The sequence below is a fragment of the Streptomyces huiliensis genome (assembly GCF_020037025.1).
Lineage (GTDB): Bacteria > Actinomycetota > Actinomycetes > Streptomycetales > Streptomycetaceae > Streptomyces > Streptomyces huiliensis.
On sequence record NZ_JAIQLH010000078.1, the window covers coordinates 1 to 16,591 of the forward strand.

Annotated in this window: 14 protein-coding genes; 4 read left to right on the top strand and 10 right to left on the bottom strand. The window is 72.3% G+C overall.

The window, feature by feature from the left end:
* A partial coding sequence (locus JNW98_RS15510; protein WP_223768802.1) for a helix-turn-helix domain-containing protein occupies window positions 1-420 on the top strand: 420 nt, incomplete at its 5' end.
* 115 nt (window positions 421-535) lie between these two features.
* Here the strand turns inward: JNW98_RS15510 and JNW98_RS15515 are convergent.
* Both JNW98_RS15515 and JNW98_RS15520 read right to left on the bottom strand, forming a co-directional pair.
* Window positions 536-889, bottom strand: a complete 354-nt coding sequence (locus JNW98_RS15515) for a GvpU-like protein (RefSeq protein ID WP_223768803.1) — start codon at window positions 887-889, stop codon at window positions 536-538.
* Window positions 890-918: 29 nt separating this feature from the next.
* Window positions 919-1,485 (bottom strand): hypothetical protein, encoded by a 567-nt coding sequence (locus tag JNW98_RS15520; RefSeq protein ID WP_223768804.1) that lies wholly within the window; start codon window positions 1,483-1,485, stop codon window positions 919-921.
* A gap of 98 nt (window positions 1,486-1,583) precedes the next feature.
* Between JNW98_RS15520 and JNW98_RS15525 the strand changes: the two genes are divergently transcribed.
* Window positions 1,584-2,528, top strand: coding sequence for a serine hydrolase (locus tag JNW98_RS15525; RefSeq protein ID WP_223768805.1), 945 nt, complete (start codon window positions 1,584-1,586; stop codon window positions 2,526-2,528).
* 144 nt (window positions 2,529-2,672) lie between these two features.
* Window positions 2,673-3,593, top strand: a complete 921-nt coding sequence (locus tag JNW98_RS15530; protein WP_223768806.1) for a serine hydrolase — start codon at window positions 2,673-2,675, stop codon at window positions 3,591-3,593.
* Window positions 3,594-3,656: 63 nt separating this feature from the next.
* On the opposite strand, the gene JNW98_RS15535 is transcribed toward JNW98_RS15530, so the two are convergent.
* From JNW98_RS15535 to JNW98_RS15545, 3 genes are all read right to left on the bottom strand, one after another.
* Window positions 3,657-3,848, bottom strand: a complete 192-nt coding sequence (locus tag JNW98_RS15535) for a ferredoxin (protein ID WP_223768807.1) — start codon at window positions 3,846-3,848, stop codon at window positions 3,657-3,659.
* A gap of 19 nt (window positions 3,849-3,867) precedes the next feature.
* Window positions 3,868-5,127 carry a cytochrome P450 gene (locus JNW98_RS15540; protein WP_223768808.1) on the bottom strand — a complete coding sequence of 420 codons (1,260 nt, stop codon included), beginning with the start codon at window positions 5,125-5,127 and terminating at the stop codon, window positions 3,868-3,870.
* A gap of 164 nt (window positions 5,128-5,291) precedes the next feature.
* Window positions 5,292-5,888 (bottom strand): TetR/AcrR family transcriptional regulator, encoded by a 597-nt coding sequence (locus JNW98_RS15545; protein ID WP_223768809.1) that lies wholly within the window; start codon window positions 5,886-5,888, stop codon window positions 5,292-5,294.
* A gap of 122 nt (window positions 5,889-6,010) precedes the next feature.
* Between JNW98_RS15545 and JNW98_RS15550 the strand changes: the two genes are divergently transcribed.
* Window positions 6,011-7,561: an MFS transporter gene (locus JNW98_RS15550; protein WP_223768810.1), complete on the top strand. Its 1,551-nt coding sequence runs from the start codon at window positions 6,011-6,013 to the stop codon at window positions 7,559-7,561.
* A 173-nt stretch (window positions 7,562-7,734) separates the two neighbouring features.
* Here JNW98_RS15550 and serA read toward each other — a convergent pair whose 3' ends face one another.
* From serA to JNW98_RS15575, 5 genes are all read right to left on the bottom strand, one after another.
* The gene (gene serA, locus JNW98_RS15555; protein WP_223768811.1) at window positions 7,735-9,339 is read right to left on the bottom strand and encodes a phosphoglycerate dehydrogenase; all 1,605 of its coding nucleotides are present in this window, start codon (window positions 9,337-9,339) and stop codon (window positions 7,735-7,737) included.
* Between the two features lie 288 nt (window positions 9,340-9,627).
* A complete protein-coding gene (gene ilvC / locus JNW98_RS15560; protein WP_223768812.1) occupies window positions 9,628-10,629 on the bottom strand; it encodes a ketol-acid reductoisomerase in 1,002 nt (333 codons plus the stop codon).
* 102 nt (window positions 10,630-10,731) lie between these two features.
* Window positions 10,732-11,256 carry an acetolactate synthase small subunit gene (gene ilvN / locus JNW98_RS15565; protein WP_223768813.1) on the bottom strand — a complete coding sequence of 175 codons (525 nt, stop codon included), beginning with the start codon at window positions 11,254-11,256 and terminating at the stop codon, window positions 10,732-10,734.
* Between the two features lie 23 nt (window positions 11,257-11,279).
* Window positions 11,280-13,142, bottom strand: coding sequence for an acetolactate synthase large subunit (locus JNW98_RS15570; protein ID WP_223768814.1), 1,863 nt, complete (start codon window positions 13,140-13,142; stop codon window positions 11,280-11,282).
* A 406-nt stretch (window positions 13,143-13,548) separates the two neighbouring features.
* Window positions 13,549-16,545 (bottom strand): putative bifunctional diguanylate cyclase/phosphodiesterase, encoded by a 2,997-nt coding sequence (locus JNW98_RS15575; RefSeq protein WP_223768862.1) that lies wholly within the window; start codon window positions 16,543-16,545, stop codon window positions 13,549-13,551.
* Window positions 16,546-16,591: the final 46 nt, after the last annotated feature.

The window sequence follows — 16,591 nt, forward strand, 5'->3', positions numbered from 1 at the left end:
CCCGGCCTGGCCGCGGCCGGGCTGGGCACACCGCGCAAGGGCCTCACGGAGCTGACCGACGCCTGGGCGGAGGCCCTCGCCGCCGCCCGCGCGGCGGCGGCCGAACGGCGGCTCGGCCCGCTCGCCGAGTGGGCGGCCATCGGCCCGTACCGCGTCCTGACCGGCCTCCCCGCCGACCGGGAGCCGGACCACGCCGTCCGCCCGCTCCTGGCCCACTCCCACGCCGAGCTGGCCCGCACGACGGAGGTCTACCTCGACTGCGCCGGCCAAGCCGGCCGCGCGGCCGCGGCCCTCGGCATCCACCGGCAGACGCTCTACTACCGCCTGTCCCGGGTGGAACAGCTCACCGGCCTGGACCTGGACAACGGCGAGGACCGGCTGCTGCTGCACATGACACTGAAGGCGGCGCGGCTGGGGTGAGGGGTGGAGGTCTTGGAGGTCTTGGGGGCGCACTTGCCCTTTCCCAGAGGGCTTGCCCTCCCCCAGAGGGAGCACCCCCCTTCAGGGTTCCTGCGGGGCCGCGGTGACCCCCGGTTCAGCAGACGCTCCACGCGCTCACCGCGGTCAGCGGTATGCGGAAGAACTCGCCCAGCCGGGCGGGCAGGCTGCTGGAGCCGGCGATCAGGTGGCAGCCGTGGAGGTGGACGAACTCCGGCGGGTAGCCCGGGGGTTCGGCCGCCTCCCGGGCGAAGTCCTCGGCGAAGCGCTCCTCGGGCAGGCCCGCGTCGTTCAGCCGGCCGGCGATGTGGGCGGCCCAGTGCCGGTGGGCCGCGAGGCGGCCCGCGAGCACCACGCCGCCGGCGACGACCGTGATGCGCGGGCCGGCGCCTTCCATCTCGGTGCGGTTGATGAGGTCGACGAGGAGTTCGTCCTGCGGGGTGGCGGTCATGCGGGGACTGTAGTGGGGGTCCGGCTCCCTCAGCCGTCCCGGGCGCCTTCCGCGAACACCTCCCCGTACAGCCGGAAGAGGCGGAGCGGTGAGGTGGTGCGGAGCCGGTCCCAGCAGGCGGCCGTCAGGCGGCGGGCCTCGGCGCCCGGCCAGGGGGTGGGGCAGGAGTTCGGGCGGCAGCAGCGGATCGGGGGGGGCATGGCCTGGGAGAACTCGGCCGCCAGTTCGACGGCCAGGGTGAGCCGCGCGGTGTCCGACGGCCGGGGGTCCGCGTCGAGTTCGGCGCGGCAGGCGCGGGCCACGGCGGCGAGACGGAGGCCGCGTACCGCCGGCTCCTCCCGCCGGGCGCCCTGAGCGTCGCCCGCTACCCGGACGCGACCCACTCCCTCGTCCCGCACGCCGTCGAAAGGTCGGCGGCCCGGCTGACCCTGACCGCGCTGTTCGCGCCGCGCCGGCTGTACGCGGGCGGGTTCCTCGCCGATCAGGCGCGCTTCGCGCGGGAGGCGTGACTCCTCCTCGCGGAGGCCCGGAGGGAAACGTTCCGGGCGGCTGGGCGACTTGGACGGCAGACCACCCGTCCAAGCAGGGGGAAGCATGAGCGAGAATCGTCCGGCCATTCGATTCGATGGCGGGTCCGGGGGTGCGCCGCCACCGCGCGCGGCCCGCCGCGGCCCGCCCCAGGGGGGAACCTGCCATGACCGCACACCCGATAGCCGACGCCTCAGGCCCCACGAGAGCCCGTCGCCTCTCGCGCACCACGCTCACCGCCGCCGTCGCCGCCGCGGCCGTCGCCGCACCACTCGTCGTGGCTGAGCCGGCCGCCGCGGCGGGCCCGAAGGTCGTCTGCACCTCGGCCAAGGCCGGCCTCGCCGCCAAGCTCACCAAGGACATCACCGCGGCCCTGCGCGGGCGGGCCGGCCACACCGGCATCGCCTTCGACGACCCGGCGACGAAGACGAGCTGCACCTACGACGCGGACCGGCAGTTCGACTCGGCGAGCATCTTCAAGCCGATCGTCCTCGGCACCCTGCTGTGGGACGCGGACAAGGCGAAGCGCTCGCTGACGTCGAAGGAGAAGGCGCTCGCCCACAAGATGATCACCGAGTCGGACAACGACTCCACGACGGAGCTCCGGAACCGGCTCACCACGGCGAAGATCACGGCGTTCGTCAAGGCCGCCGGCATGAAGCGCACGCTCCCCAACCAGACCTGGGGCACCACCCAGATCACCGCGCGGGACGAGCAGCGCCTCCTCTCCCTCCTCACCACGCGCAACAAGCTGATCACCGACAAGTCCCGGGCCTACGCCCTCGACCTGATGAACAAGGTGATCCCCTCGCAGCGCTGGGGCACCCCGGCCGGCGCCCCCAAGGGCACCAAGGTGCACGTCAAGAACGGCTGGCTGCAGCGCGACCGGGACGGCCTCTGGCGCGTCCACAGCATCGGCGCCTTCACCGGCGGCGGCCGGACGTACACCCTCTCCGTGCTGACCCACGGCAACCGCACCTGGCAGGGCGGCATCGACGCCATCCAGGCCGTCGCCCGCGCCGTCCACCGCGACGTCAACCCGGCCGTGAAGAACGCCCAGCTCATCGCTCCGCCGGCGCACCCGCAGGAGGTCATGCCGCCGCGGTCCTGAGCCGGGCGGGGGGAGATGACGGATTCAGGGTGGCACTCCCCACAGAAAACCGCGCAACCGTTCGATTCTGTAGTGAGTCATGGGACATGAGTTCACGGTGGTGACGCCTCGCCATGTCACCACCCAGCACAGGGGGGGAATCCCATGACTCAGCACCGCATACCCCGACGCGCGCTCGCCGCGTCGGTCGCCGTGGCGGCGCTCGCCGCCGCCGCGCCGCTCGCCACCGCGGGCCCCGCCGCCGCGGCGGGGCCCAAGGTCGTCTGCACCTCGGGCAAGGCCGGGCTCGCGGCCAAGCTCACCAAGGACATCACCGCGGCCCTGAAGAAGATGCCCAGCCGGTCCGCCGTCGCCCTGCAGGACCCGGCGACCAAGACCACCTGCTCGTACAACGGGGACGCCCGTTTCGACTCGGCCAGCGTCATCAAGGCGACGATCCTCGGGACGCTGCTGTGGGACGCGAACACCCACGGGCGGCAGTTGACCGCGTGGGAGAAGCAACAGGCCAAGGGGATGATCACCATCTCCGACAACCCCTCCACCACTCGCTTGTGGGAGCGGCTCGGCAGCTCCAAGGTCAAGGCGTTCGTCAAGGCCGCGGGCATGAAGCGGACCGTCCCGGAGACCGGCCACGCCTGGGGCATCAGCCAGATCACCGCCAACGACGAGCAGAAGATGCTCGCCCTGTTCACCCAGCGGAACAAGCTGATCCGCGACAAGGACCGCTCCTACGCCCTCGACCTGATGAACAAGGTCGTCTCCGGTCAGCGCTGGGGCACCCCGGCCGGCGCCCCCAAGGGCACGAAGATCCACGTCAAGAACGGCTGGATGCACCGCACCAACGACAACCGCTGGTACGTGCACAGCATCGGCGCCTTCGACGGCGGCGGCCGCACCTACACCATGTCGGTGCTGACCTACGGCACGTACAGCGACGCGAGCGGCGCCAAGGCGATCGAGGCGGTCGCGCGGGTCGTCCACAAGGACCTCAACCCGTCCGCGAAGAAGAGCGCGCTCTTCGTCCCGCCGGCCCGTCCGCAGGAGGTCGTGCCGCCGGGCGTGTGAGCCCCGGCCGGGGTCCGGGCACCCGCCCGGACCCCGGTCCCTCAGGGAGGCGGAACAGGGCCCTCAGCCCTCGTCGAGGGTGATCGCCTGGACCGGACAGGCCCGCACCGCCTCCTTCACCATCGGGTCCGCGCCGCCCTCGCTTCCCGGCCGGACGGCGCCGAAGCCGTCGTCGTCCGTGTCGAAGACACCGGGGGCGGTGAGGGCGCACTGACCCGAGCCGATGCACAGGTCCGAATCGATGCTGACGCGCATGGGGTACTCCGTTCTGCGGTCACCAGGTGACCGGGAGGGCGAACAGTCCTTGCACGGTGCCGCCGGGTTTGACGGACACCTCATCGGGGGCAACGGCCAGCCGCAGCGTGGGGATACGGGCGAACAGGGACGAGAAGGCGATTTCGAGCTCCGCGCGGGCCAGGTTCTGCCCCAGGCACTGGTGGATCCCGTACCCGAACGCCACATGATGGCGCGCGGAGCGGTGGACGTCGAGGGTGTCGGGGTCGGCGTAGGAGGCCGGGTCCCGGTTGGCCTCGGGAGTGGCGAGCAGGACGCCCTCGCCCGTCCGGATCGTCTCGCCCGCCACCTCGACGTCCGCCACGGCGACCCGGACCAGCGAGTCGGCGATCGAGAGGTAGCGCAGCAGCTCCTCGACCGCGCCGCGCATCAGCGCGGGATCGGCGCGCAGGGCGGCCAGTTGCTCCGGGTGGCGGAGCAGGGTGTAGGTGCCGAGGGAGATCATGTTGGACGTGGTCTCGTGGCCCGCGATGAGCAGCAGCAGCGCCATGGAGACGAGTTCCTCGCGGTCCATGGTGCCGGCGGGGTCCGCGAGGAGGGTGTCGAGCAGGCCGTCGCCCGGTGTCTCGCGTTTGCGGTCGAGCAGCCGCCGGAAGTACGCCCGCAGCTCCTCGCGGGCCTCGCGGGCCTCCGCCGCGGTCTCCGCCACCAGCAGCCGCCGGGAGCGGCTCTCGAAGAACTCGTGGTCGGCGTAGGGGACGTCGAGCAGGGAGCAGATCACCGTCGACGGGACGGGGAGCGCGTACGCGGTGACGAGGTCGGCCTCCGGGCCGGCCGCCAGCATGCGGTCGAGGAGCTCGTCCACGACCTGCTGGATCGCGGGGCGCAGGGCGTTGATCCGCTGGAGGCCGAAGCCCGGGATGAGCGTCCGGCGCTGGCGGTTGTGCAGGGGGTCGTCGGTGCCGAGGAGGGGGATGGGCCGGATGGCCTGTTCGGCGAGGCGCGGCATGGTGACCGGGAAGTCCGGATGCTGCCGGTCGGCGGAGAGGCGGCGGTCGCCGAGCAGGGCGCGGACCTCGGCGTGGCCGGTGACGAACCAGACCTCCCGGCCGTCGAAGAGGGTGACGCGGGTGAGCGGCCGGTCTTCGGGGGCCGAGGGGTGGCCGGCGGGCGGATGGTACGGGCAGACCCGGTCCTGCGGCCAGGGTTGGGCGGCGGTTTCCGGCGGCGTTAACGGGGCGGCTGGGGTGGCCGGGGCGAAGGGGGTGGCGGACAGCGGGGGTTGCGCGATTTCGGTCATCGGTGACCTCCGGCGAGCAGACTGGTATCCTTGGGCAACCATTAGACCGGAGGGTTCCGTACCCGTCCATGGGGCGTGACCGGAATCCGGCCACACGGGACCGCTATCCGGTCGCCTCCCCCGCGTACGGCCACACCTCGCGTACGGCCGCACGCCGCGTACGGCTACGCCTCCCCCGGGTCGAGCACCCGCCCCTCGGCGATGCGCCGCACGCCTTCGACGATGTCCTTGCCGCGCGGCGCGGCCGCCGGGTCGATGAGCCACTGCACCCAGAGCCCGATGAACAGGGCGTGGACGACCGATCCCACGGTTCGGGACGCGACGGCGGGCACCTGGTCGTCGTCGACGCCCTCGAGGATCGCCACGATGCCCTCGCGGCCGCTCGGCAGCACGGCGGCGAACTGCTCACGCAGCTCGGGACGCTTCGGCAGCTGGCCGATCATCTCGAACTGGGCGGCCCAGAACGCCTGGTCCGCCGAGAAGCCCTCCAGCAGCGAGTCCCAGCAGGCCGCCATCCGTTCGTCGTGCGAGGCGTCGGGAGTCGCGCCGGCGGCCAGCGCGCGGCCCGCCCGCTCCCCCCACTCCTCCGTCAGCTGGATGAACGCGGCCATCATCAGCGCGTCCTTCGAGCCGTAGTGGTAGCCGATCGAGGCCAGGTTGGCGCCGGAGGCGGCCACGATGTCACGCGCGGTCGTGCGCGCCCAGCCCTTGTCGAGCAGGCAGCGCTTGGCGCCGTCCAGGAGGTCTTCGCGATGTCCCATGCCGGAAGCCTAACCGCCGTCCATACGCACGTCATGGACGCCCGTCTCATACGGACGTTTGATACGCACGTATTAAACGGCCGTCATAGACAGGCGTTTAAGACGTGCGTATAGTCCTGCTCATGACGAACCCCAGCACCCGCGCCGGGCGCAGGGAGTGGACGGCGTTCACCGTCCTCCTGCTGCCCCTCCTCCTGGTCTCGATGGACACCTCCGTCCTCTTCTTCGCCGTCCCGGCCATCACCCGGGACCTGGGCGCGAGCAGCACCCAGCAGCTCTGGATCTTCGACAGCTACGCGTTCGCCCTGGCCGGGCTGCTGATGACGATGGGTTCGCTGGGCGACCGGATCGGCCGCCGCAAGCTCCTGCTGCTGGGCGCCGCCGCCTTCGGCACGGCATCGGTGGCCGCGGCGTACGCGCAGAGCGCCGAGATGCTGATCGCGGCGCGGTTCGTCCTGGGCATCGGCGGTGCGACGCTGATGCCGAGCACGATGGGGCTGGTGCGCAACATGTTCCGCGACGACGCGCAGCGGGCCAAGGCGGTCGGCATCTGGTCGGCGGCCATGGCGGGCGGCATCGCGCTGGGCTCGGTGCTCGGCGGGGTGATGCTCAAGCACTTCTGGTGGGGCTCGGTCTTCCTGCTGAACGTGCCCGCGATGGTGCTGCTGCTGATCTGCGCGCCGTTCCTGGTCCCGGAGTTCAAGGACCCGCGGCCCGGCCGCTTCGACCTGCCGAGCGTGGTGCTGTCGATGGGCGCCGTGCTGCCCACGATCTACGGCGTCAAGGAGATGGCGGCCGACGGCTTCGACGTCACCCGGCTGCTCTGCGTGCTCGCCGGCCTGCTGCTCGGCGTGGCGTTCGTCCGGCGGCAGCGCGGCGGGGCCGCGATGATCAGCCGTGAGCTGTTCCGCGACCGCGCCTTCGGGGCGGGCATCGGCCTCAACTCCCTCGCGATGTTCGCCATGATGGGCTCCTCGTACTTCACCACCCAGTACCTCCAGTCGGTCCTGGGCAAGGGCCCCCTGGAGGCGGCGCTCTGGGGCACCCTCCCGTCCGTCGCCGTCGGCGCGGCCGCACCGCTGGCCACCGTCGCGGCCCAGCGCGTGGACCGGGCCTACGTGATCGCCACCGGTTTCGTCATCGCCGCGGCCGGCTTCGCCCTCCTCCTCGGCACCGGCACCTCCTCCCTGGTCCTCACCCTGATCTCCTGCGCGGTCATCGCCTGCGGCATCGTCATCGTCGCGGCGCTCGTCTCGGACCTGGCTCTCGGTGCGACGCCGCCCGAGAAGGCGGGCTCGGCCGCCGCTCTGCTGGAGACGGGGCAGGAGTTCGGCGGGGCGCTGGGTATGGCGGTGTTCGGCAGCATCGGGATGGCCGTCTACCGGCGGGACGTGGCCGACGGCCTCACCCTGCCGCAGAGCGAACTCGCCACCGTCCGCGAGACGCTGACCGGTGCGGCGGCGGTCGCCGGGCGGCTGCCCGGGCGGGCCGGGGAGGCTGTGCTCTCGGTTGCCCGGGAGGGGTTCGTGCACGGGATGCACGTGGCCGCGGCGGGGGCGGCTGTGGTGCTCCTCGTCGGAGCGGCGGTCTCGGTCCGCCTCCTGCGAGGGCGGCCGGCGCCGGCCGCTCCGGCCGAGGGACCGGCGGAGGCGCCGGTCGCCGTCGGGCGGTGAGCCGGGGTGGGGGCGGGGTCGGGGGTATGCCCCAGCCCCGCCCCTTCGCCGTTTCCTGGGGCTCCGCCCCAGACCCCGCTGATCGCGGCTTCGCCGCTCGTCCTCAAACGCCGGACGGGCTGGATCGTGCCTGAGCGGGCACTCTCAGCCTGGCGCAACACCCCCAGCGGACGTCAGTCCGCCAGGTTCACCGCCCGCGCCGACGCCGCGCCGATCTCGTCCGCGATCTCGGCGAGCACCGGCAGCGGGATCGACTCGTCGACCGTCAGGGCGACCAGCGCCTCGCCGCCCTCCGTCGCCCGCGACACCTGCATGCCGGCGATGTTGATGCCCGCCTCGCCGAGGATGCGGCCGATGGTGCCGACGACGCCGGGGCGGTCGACGTAGCGGAGGAAGGCCATGTGGTCGGCGAGGGCGAGGTCGATGTCCTTGTCGCCGACGGCGACGATCTTCTGGAGGTGCTTGGGGCCGGCGAGGGTGCCGGAGATGGAGACCTCGTCGCCGCCGGAGAGGGTGCCGCGGACGGTGACGACGTTGCGGTGCTCGGGGGACTCGGAGCCGGTCGTGAGGCGGACCTCGACGCCGCGCTCCTGGGCGAAGAGGGGGGCGTTCACGTAGGAGACGGTCTCGTCGACGATGTCCTCGAACACGCCCTTGAGGGCCGAGAGTTCGAGGACCTTGACGTCGTGCTGGGTGAGCTCGCCGTAGACCTCGACGTCGAGGCGGACGGCGACCTCGCCGGCCAGGGCGGTGAAGATGCGGCCCAGCTTCTCGGCCAGCGGCAGCGCGGGCTTGACGTCCTCGGCGATGACGCCGCCCTGGACGTTGACCGCGTCCGGCACCAGTTCGCCCGCGAGGGCCAGCCGCACGGACTTGGCGACGGAGATGCCCGCCTTCTCCTGCGCCTCGCCGGTGGAGGCGCCCAGGTGCGGGGTGGCCACGACGCTGTCGAACTCGAAGAGGGGCGAGTCGGTGCACGGCTCGGACGCGTAGACGTCCAGTCCCGCGCCGGCGACCCGGCCCTCCTTCAGGGCCGCGGCGAGCGCGGCCTCGTCCACGATGCCGCCGCGCGCGGCGTTGACGATCCGCACCGACGGCTTGACCTTGCGCAGCGCCTCGTCGCCGATCAGGCCGAGCGTCTCGGGCGTCTTGGGCAGGTGGACGGTGATGAAGTCGGCCGTCTCCAGCAGCTCGTCGAGCGTGCAGAGGCGGACGCCCATCTGGGCGGCGCGGGCGGGCTGGACGTAGGGGTCGTAGGCGGTGACCTTCATGCCGAAGGCGGCCATCCGCTGGGCGACGAGCACGCCGATACGGCCCAGGCCGACCACGCCGAGCGTCTTCTCGGACAGCTCGACGCCGGTGTACTTGGACCGCTTCCACTCGCCGTTCTTCAGGGCCGCGTTGGCCTGCGGGATGTTGCGGGCGGTGGCGATGAGCAGGCCACAGGCGAGCTCGGCGGCGGTGACGATGTTGGAGGTGGGGGCGTTGACGACCATCACGCCGGCCTTGGTGGCGGCGGAGACGTCGACGTTGTCCAGGCCGACGCCGGCGCGGGCGACGACCCGCAGCCGCTTGGCGGCGGACACGGCCTCGGCGTCGATCTTCGTGGCGGAGCGTACGAGGACGGCGTCGACGTCCACGATGGCGGCCAGCAGGTCGGCTCGGTCGGCGCCGTCACAGTGCCGGATCTCGAAATCCGGGCCGAGCGCGTCGACGGTGGCGGGCGAGAGTTCCTCGGCGATGAGTACGACGGGTTTGCGGGTCGAAGCAGTGCTCACGGGGTCCTCAGTCCTCACTGGTCCATGGGTTTCCCGGGCCGTGCCGTGGGGGGCACGGGGGAATGACGGCCGTCCCGACGGCCGCAGGCGGTGAAGGGGCGCAGCCGCGTTGGAGACGCACGACGCTGTGAGCCTGACGCGCTTTGTTGCGGTGAAGTGTATCGGCGGACGGGCGGGCGTTCTGCTCCGATTCGCAAGGATCACCGGGAAGGGTCCGGTGGAGCCGCACGGCGGCGGCCCCACCGGAACCGGGGCTCCCTGAGGGATCCCTCAGGGAGCCCTCAGGGCTCACGCCTCGTCGTCGACCCAGCTCATCAGCTTGCGCAGCTTCTGGCCCGTGGTGGCGAGCAAGTGGTCCTCGTCCGCCTTCTTGTACTCGTTGTACTTCGGCAGGCCGGACTTGTACTCCTTCATCCAGTTCTCGGCGAAGGTGCCGTCCTGGATCTCGCCGAGGACCTTCTTCATCTCGGCGCGGGTCTCGTCGGTGACGATGCGCGGGCCGGTGACGTAGTCGCCCCACTCGGCCGTCTCGGAGACGGACCAGCGCATCTTCTCCAGGCCGCCCTCGTACATCAGGTCCACGATCAGCTTCAGCTCGTGGAGGCACTCGAAGTACGCGATCTCCGGCTGGTAGCCGGCCTCGACCAGGGTCTCGAAGCCCGCCTTGACCAGGGCGGAGGCGCCGCCGCAGAGCACGGCCTGCTCGCCGAAGAGGTCGGTCTCGGTCTCCTCGGTGAAGGTGGTCTTGATGACGCCGGCGCGGGTGCCGCCGATGGCCTTGGCGTAGGAGAGGGCGAGCTCGAAGGCCTTGCCGGAGGCGTCCTGCTCGACGGCCGCGATGCACGGGACGCCGCGGCCCTCCTCGTACTGACGGCGCACCAGGTGGCCGGGGCCCTTGGGGGCGACCATGCAGACGTCGACGCCGGCCGGGGGCTTGATGAAGCCGAAGCGGATGTTGAAGCCGTGGCCGAAGAACAGCGCGTCGCCGTCCTTGAGGTTGTCCTTGACGGACTCCTCGTAGACCTCGGCCTGGACCGGGTCCGGGACGAGGATCATGATGACGTCGGCCTCGGCCGCCGCCTCGGCCGGGGTGACCACGCGGAGGCCCTGCTCCTCGGCCTTCTGCCGGGACTTGGAGCCCTCGTGCAGACCCACGCGGACGTCGACGCCCGAGTCACGCAGCGACAGCGCGTGGGCGTGGCCCTGGCTGCCGTAGCCGAGGACCGCGACCTTGCGGCGCTGGATGATGGACAGGTCGGCGTCGTTGTCGTAGAACAGCTCGGCAGCCACGTGTGGTTTCTCCTTGAATGCGAGGTGTTGCGTCCCACCGTATGACGGCGGGAAGGGGGAATGTCGCCGGGTCCCGGTATCCGGGACCGCCGGCAAGAGGGGTCAGGCCGAGCGGTCCAGGGCGCGCAGGCTGCGGTCGGTGATCGAGCGGGCGCCGCGGCCGATGGCGATGGTGCCGGACTGCACCAGCTCCTTGACGCCGAACGGTTCCAGCATCTTGAGCATGGCGTTGAGCTTGTCGCTGCCGCCGGTGGCCTCGACGGTGACGGCCTCCGGGGAGACGTCCACCGTCTTGGCGCGGAACAGCTGGACGATCTCGGTGATCTGGGAGCGGGTCTCGTTGTCGGCGCGGACCTTCACCAGGACGAGCTGCCGCTGCACGGCCGTGCCGTCCTCCAGCTCGACGATCTTCAGCACGTTGACGAGCTTGTTGAGCTGCTTGGTGACCTGCTCCAGCGGCAGCGACTCGACGTTGACGACGATCGTGATGCGGGAGATGTCCGGGTGCTCGGTGACGCCGACGGCGAGCGAGTCGATGTTGAACCCGCGGCGGGAGAACAGGGCGGCGATCCGGGCCAGGATGCCGGGGGTGTTCTCCACCAGGACGGAGAGCGTGTGCTTGGTCATGATCGGTGTTCTCTCTCCTGGTGTCAGTCGTCGACGACGTCGCCGAAGTCGGGGCGGACCCCGCGGGCGGCGAGGATCCGGTCGTTGGAGGTGCCGGCCTCGACCATCGGCCAGACCATGGCGTCCTGGTGGACGATGAAGTCCACGACCACCGGCCGGTCGTTGATGGCGTTGGCCCGTTCGATGACGGCGTCCAGGTCGGCCGGGTCCTCGCAGCGCAGGCCGACGCAGCCCATGGCCTCGGCGAGCTTGACGAAGTCCGGGACGCGGGTGCCGGAGCAGGGCTGCTTGCCGTCGGCCTCGGGGCCGGAGTGCAGGACGGTGTTGGAGTAGCGCTCGTTGTAGAACAGGGCCTGCCACTGGCGGACCATGCCGAGGGAGCCGTTGTTGATGACGGCGACCTTGATCGGGACGTTGTTGAGGGCGCAGGTGACCAGTTCCTGATTGGTCATCTGGAAGCAGCCGTCCCCGTCGATCGCCCACACCGTGCGGTCGGGCATGCCGACCTTGGCGCCCATGGCGGCCGGAACGGCGTAGCCCATGGTGCCCGCGCCACCGGAGTTGAGCCAGGTGGCGGGCTGCTCGTAGGTGATGAAGTGGGCGGCCCACATCTGGTGCTGGCCGACACCCGCGGTGTAGATGGTGTCCGCGGGGGCGAGCTGTCCGACGCGCTGGATGACCTGCTGCGGGGAGAGACTGCCGTCCTCGGGGCGGTCGTAGCCCAGCGGGTACGTGGCGCGCCACCGGTCGATGTCCGTCCACCAGGCGGCGTGGTCGCCGACGTGCCCGGCGGAGTGCTCGGCCTGGACGGCGACGATCAGGTCGGCCAGGACCTCGCGGGCGTCGCCGACGATGGGGACGTCCGCGGCGCGGTTCTTGCCGATCTCGGCGGGGTCGATGTCCGCGTGGACGATCTTGGCGTGCGGGGCGAAGGAATCCAGCCGCCCGGTGACGCGGTCGTCGAAGCGGGCGCCCAGCGCCACGATCAGGTCGGCCTTCTGCAGGGCGGTGACGGCGGCGACCGAGCCGTGCATGCCGGGCATGCCGACGTGCTGCGGGTGGCTGTCGGGGAACGCGCCGAGCGCCATCAGGGTGGTGGTCACGGGGGCGCCGGTGAGCTCGGCGAAGACCTTGAGCTCGGCGGTGGCCCGTGCCTTGAGCACCCCGCCGCCGACGTAGAGCACCGGCCGCTTGGCCTGGGTGATCAGCTTGGCGGCCTCGCGGATCTGTTTGGCGTGCGGCTTGGTGACGGGCCGGTAGCCGGGCAGGTCGGTGTGGGGCGGCCAGACGAAGGTGGTGCGCGCCTGGAGGGCGTCCTTGGCGATGTCGACCAGGACCGGGCCGGGGCGGCCGGTGGAGGCGACGTGGAACGCCTCGGCGATGGTCCGCGGGATCTCGGCGGGGTCGGTGACCAGCCAGTTGTGTTTGGTGATCGGCATGGTGATGCCGCAGATGTCCGCCTCCTGGAAGGCGTCCGTGCCGATCGACTTGGACGAGACCTGGCCGGTGATGGCCACCAGCGGGACGGAGTCCATGTGGGCGTCGGCGATGGGGGTGACCAGGTTGGTGGCGCCCGGTCCCGACGTCGCCATGCAGACGCCCACCCGGCCGGTGGCCTGCGCGTACCCGGTGGCGGCGTGGCCGGCTCCCTGCTCGTGGCGGACGAGGATGTGCCGCACCTTCGAGGAGTCCATCATCGGGTCGTAGGCCGGGAGGATCGCGCCGCCGGGGATGCCGAACACGGTGTCGGCGCCCACCTCCTCCAGCGAGCGGATGAGCGACTGCGCGCCCGTGACGCCGGGCTCGACGATGGCGGGCTGCTGCTGGGCCGCGCCGCCTCGGGTGCGCGGCTGCGGATGGGGGACTCCGGTGGCCTGCTCGGACATCGACCTTCTCTTCTCGGAGATTCGTACTGCTGGGACGGACGCTTCGAGGGATTGACGCGATCGCATCGGCTGCTTCGGATGCGTCGACGGCTTCGGACGCTTCGGCTGCTTCGGACTGCTTCGGCTGCTTCGGACTGCTTCGGACGGCTAGGAGCTGCCGCGGGCCCCGGTCGGGCCGCTGCGAGCTGCTGCTGGGGAACCGCTTCGTCGCGGTCCCGTCGGGCGGTGGAGTCTCGGTGGAGGTATCGGTGCAACAAAAAACCCCTCGTGCCGTAAGGCAAGCGAGGGGAGCGCGTCGGTGTGGTCAGCAGGCGGGGAACCGCGGCCTGCTTCAGCCGACGCGCTGTCCAAGTACGAGAATTCGGGTGCGCATGGGACCGACCCTCTCCCTGTCACGGGCGAGGTGTCAAGTGGGTGGGACGGGCGTCTCACTATTTGAGCGCAATGGAGCATGGGCCAGGGCCCCCGCGCCCCCGGCCCGGAACGCGGACGGCAACACCACGTTGACGGGCACGGGCCCGCCGAGGAGCACCCGTTTCCCGCCGCCCGGCAGCCTGTTCGCCGGCGACGGCACCGGCCCGCCCGGGGCGGGGCCGCCGTCGCCGGCCGGCGGCGCGCCGGGGACCGGGTAGCGGCCGCGGCCGAGCGCCTGGCGCAGCCGGTGCTCGTCGAGCGGCCCGGAGAACGCCAGGCCCTGGGCGTGGGTGCAGCCCATGGCGCGCAGGACGCGGGCCTGTTCGGGGTCGTCCACGCCCTCGGCCACGGACTGCGTCCCGAGGTCGCCGGCGATCTTCAGCAGCCCTGCCGTGATCTTGCGCAGCCGCGCGGATCCGGCCACGCCGTCGACGAGCTCCCGGTCGAGCCGGAGCACGTCGACGGGCAGCCGTCGCAGGGCGCTCATCGCGGCCTGGCCGCTGCCGAAGCCGTCGAGGGCGATCCGCACCCCGAACCTGCGCAGGGAGGCGAGCCGCCGCTCCAGCTCGTCCAGCGGGACGCGGGAGTCGACGCCCGTCAGCTCCAGCACCAGCCCGCCGGCGGGCATGCCGTGCCGGAGGAGCAGGGACTCGACGTGCTTGGCCGGCAGCGCCCGGTCGACCAGGCGGGCGGCGGACAGCCGGACGTAGACCGGCACGGTGTGGCCCGCGACGCGCCGGCGCTCGGCCTGTTCGAGGGCCTTCTCCAGGGTCCAGCGGCCGAGTTCGGCGCTGCGGCCGCTCTCGTCCGCGCGGTCCGCGCCGGCGCCCGCGCCGCGCAGGAACTCCTCCGGCGGGAACAGGATGCCCTGCGGGGAGCGCCAGCGGGCCTGGGCGGCGACGGCGGTGACCCGCCCGCCGGCCAGCTCCACCACGGGCTGATGGAGCAGCGCGAACTCGCCGTCGTGCAGGGCGGTGCGCCACCGGGTGGCCAGCTCGGCGCGGCGGACGACCTCGGCCTGCATGGTGGGCGCGTAGAGCTCGACGCGGCCCTTGCCGGCCTGCTTGGCCCGGTACATGGCCAGGTCGGCGTTGCGCATCAGGGTGCCGGGGGTGATGCCGGGCTCGGCGAAGGCGACGCCGATGCTGGCGGCCACCCGGACCTCGGTGCCGCCCTCCACCACGTAGGGCTGGGAGAGGGTGAGCCGCAGCCGGTCGGCGACCTCGAGGATGCGGTACTCGCGGGCGGCCGGGTCGCGGGTGCCGTCGCCGATGATCAGCGCGGCGAACTCGTCTCCGCCGAACCGGGCGGTGCTGTCCCCGGCGCGGACGGACTCCTGGAGCCGGCGGGCGGCCTGGACGAGCAGCTCGTCCCCGGCCTGGTGGCCGACGGTGTCGTTGACGGCCTTGAAGCCGTCGAGGTCGATGAAGAGCACGGCCGTGCCCGAGTCGGTCACTCTGCGGCCGGCCAGGGCCTGCTGGACGCGCTTGGTGAACAGCGAGCGGTTGGGCAGGTCGGTGAGCGGGTCGTGCTCGGCGGTGTGCTGCAACTGGGCCTGGAGGCGCACCCGTTCCGTCACGTCACGGCTGTTGAAGATGAGGCCGCCGTGGTGGCGCTTGACGGTGGACTCGACGTTCAGCCAGTCGCCGTCACCGGAGCGGAAGCGGCACTCGATCCGGGTGGTCGGCTCGTCGGCGGGCGGCGCCGCGAGGAAGCGGCGCACCTCGTGGACGACCCGGCCGAGGTCCTCGGGGTGGATGAGGGAGGCGAGCTCGGAACCGACCAGGTCCTCCGCCTCGCGCCCGTAGACGCCGGCGGCGGCGGGGCTGACGTAGCGCAGTATGCCGGTCGGCGCGGCGATCATGATGACGTCGCTGGAACCCTGCACCAGGGAGCGGAAGTGGTTCTCCTTCTGCGCCAGTTCCTGGGTGAGGGAGATGTTGTCGAGCAGCATGATGCCCTGCCGGACGACGAGCGCCAGGACGACCGTGCAGCCGGTGAAGAGCACGACGCGGTCGACGTGGTGGCCGTCCAGGACGTTGTAGAGGATGCCCAGGGTGCAGACGGCGGCCGCGAGGTACGGCGTGAGGGCGGCGAGGGAGCCGGCGATGGGCCGGCCCGACGACGGCTGGGTCTGGGCCGGGCGGCTCGCCGCGCCGGACGCCCTGCCGTGCTCCCGGGTCACCCAGGGCGCGTACGCCATCAGCATGTAGCCCGCGAACCAGCCGGCGTCGAGGATCTGCCCGGAGCGGTAGTTCTCCCGCAGCAGCGGCGAGGTGAACAGGGCGTCGCACAGCACCGTCAGGGCGAGCGCGGCGATCGCGGTGTTGACGGCGGACCGGTTGGCGGAGGAGCGCCGGAAGTGCAGCGCCAGCACCATGGAGACCAGCACGATGTCCAGCAGCGGGTACGCCAGGGAGAGCGCGGCGTGCGCCACCGTCTTGTCGGCGAAGTGCGCGGTGTGGGCGAGGGCCAGGCTCCAGGAGAGCGTCAGCAGCGAGCCGCCGATCAGCCAGGAGTCGAGCGCCAGGCAGACCCAGCCGGCCCGGGTGACCGGGCGGCGGGCCAGCACCAGCAGGCCGATGATGGCGGGCGGCGCGAAGAGGAGGAACGCGAAGTCGGCGGGCGAGGTGGTGGGGACATGCTCCCCCAGCACGACCTCGTACCAGCCCCAGACCGCGTTCCCGAAGCCCGCCATGCCCGAGGAGACCGCGAAGAGCAGCCACGCGGGGCGGAGGCGGGTGGTACGGGTGCGCGCGTACCAGAAGCAGGAGACGGCGGCCAGGACCGCCGCCCCGCTGAGCCCGAAGTCGCCCATGGTCTTGGCGAGATCGGGGGAACCCCAGCCGAACGCCGCCCCCGTGGCGTACCCGCCGCAGACGAGGGCGAGCAGCAGCTGCGACACCACGCCCGAGGCCCCGGCCGGCCGTCCGCCCGGCCCCCCGGCGGGGGCGGCGTGCCGGGGCAGGGCGGCTCCCTGCGCGGTCACCGCTCCGCCGTCCCGCGGCGGACCGGGCGCCGCCCGGCCGCCCTCG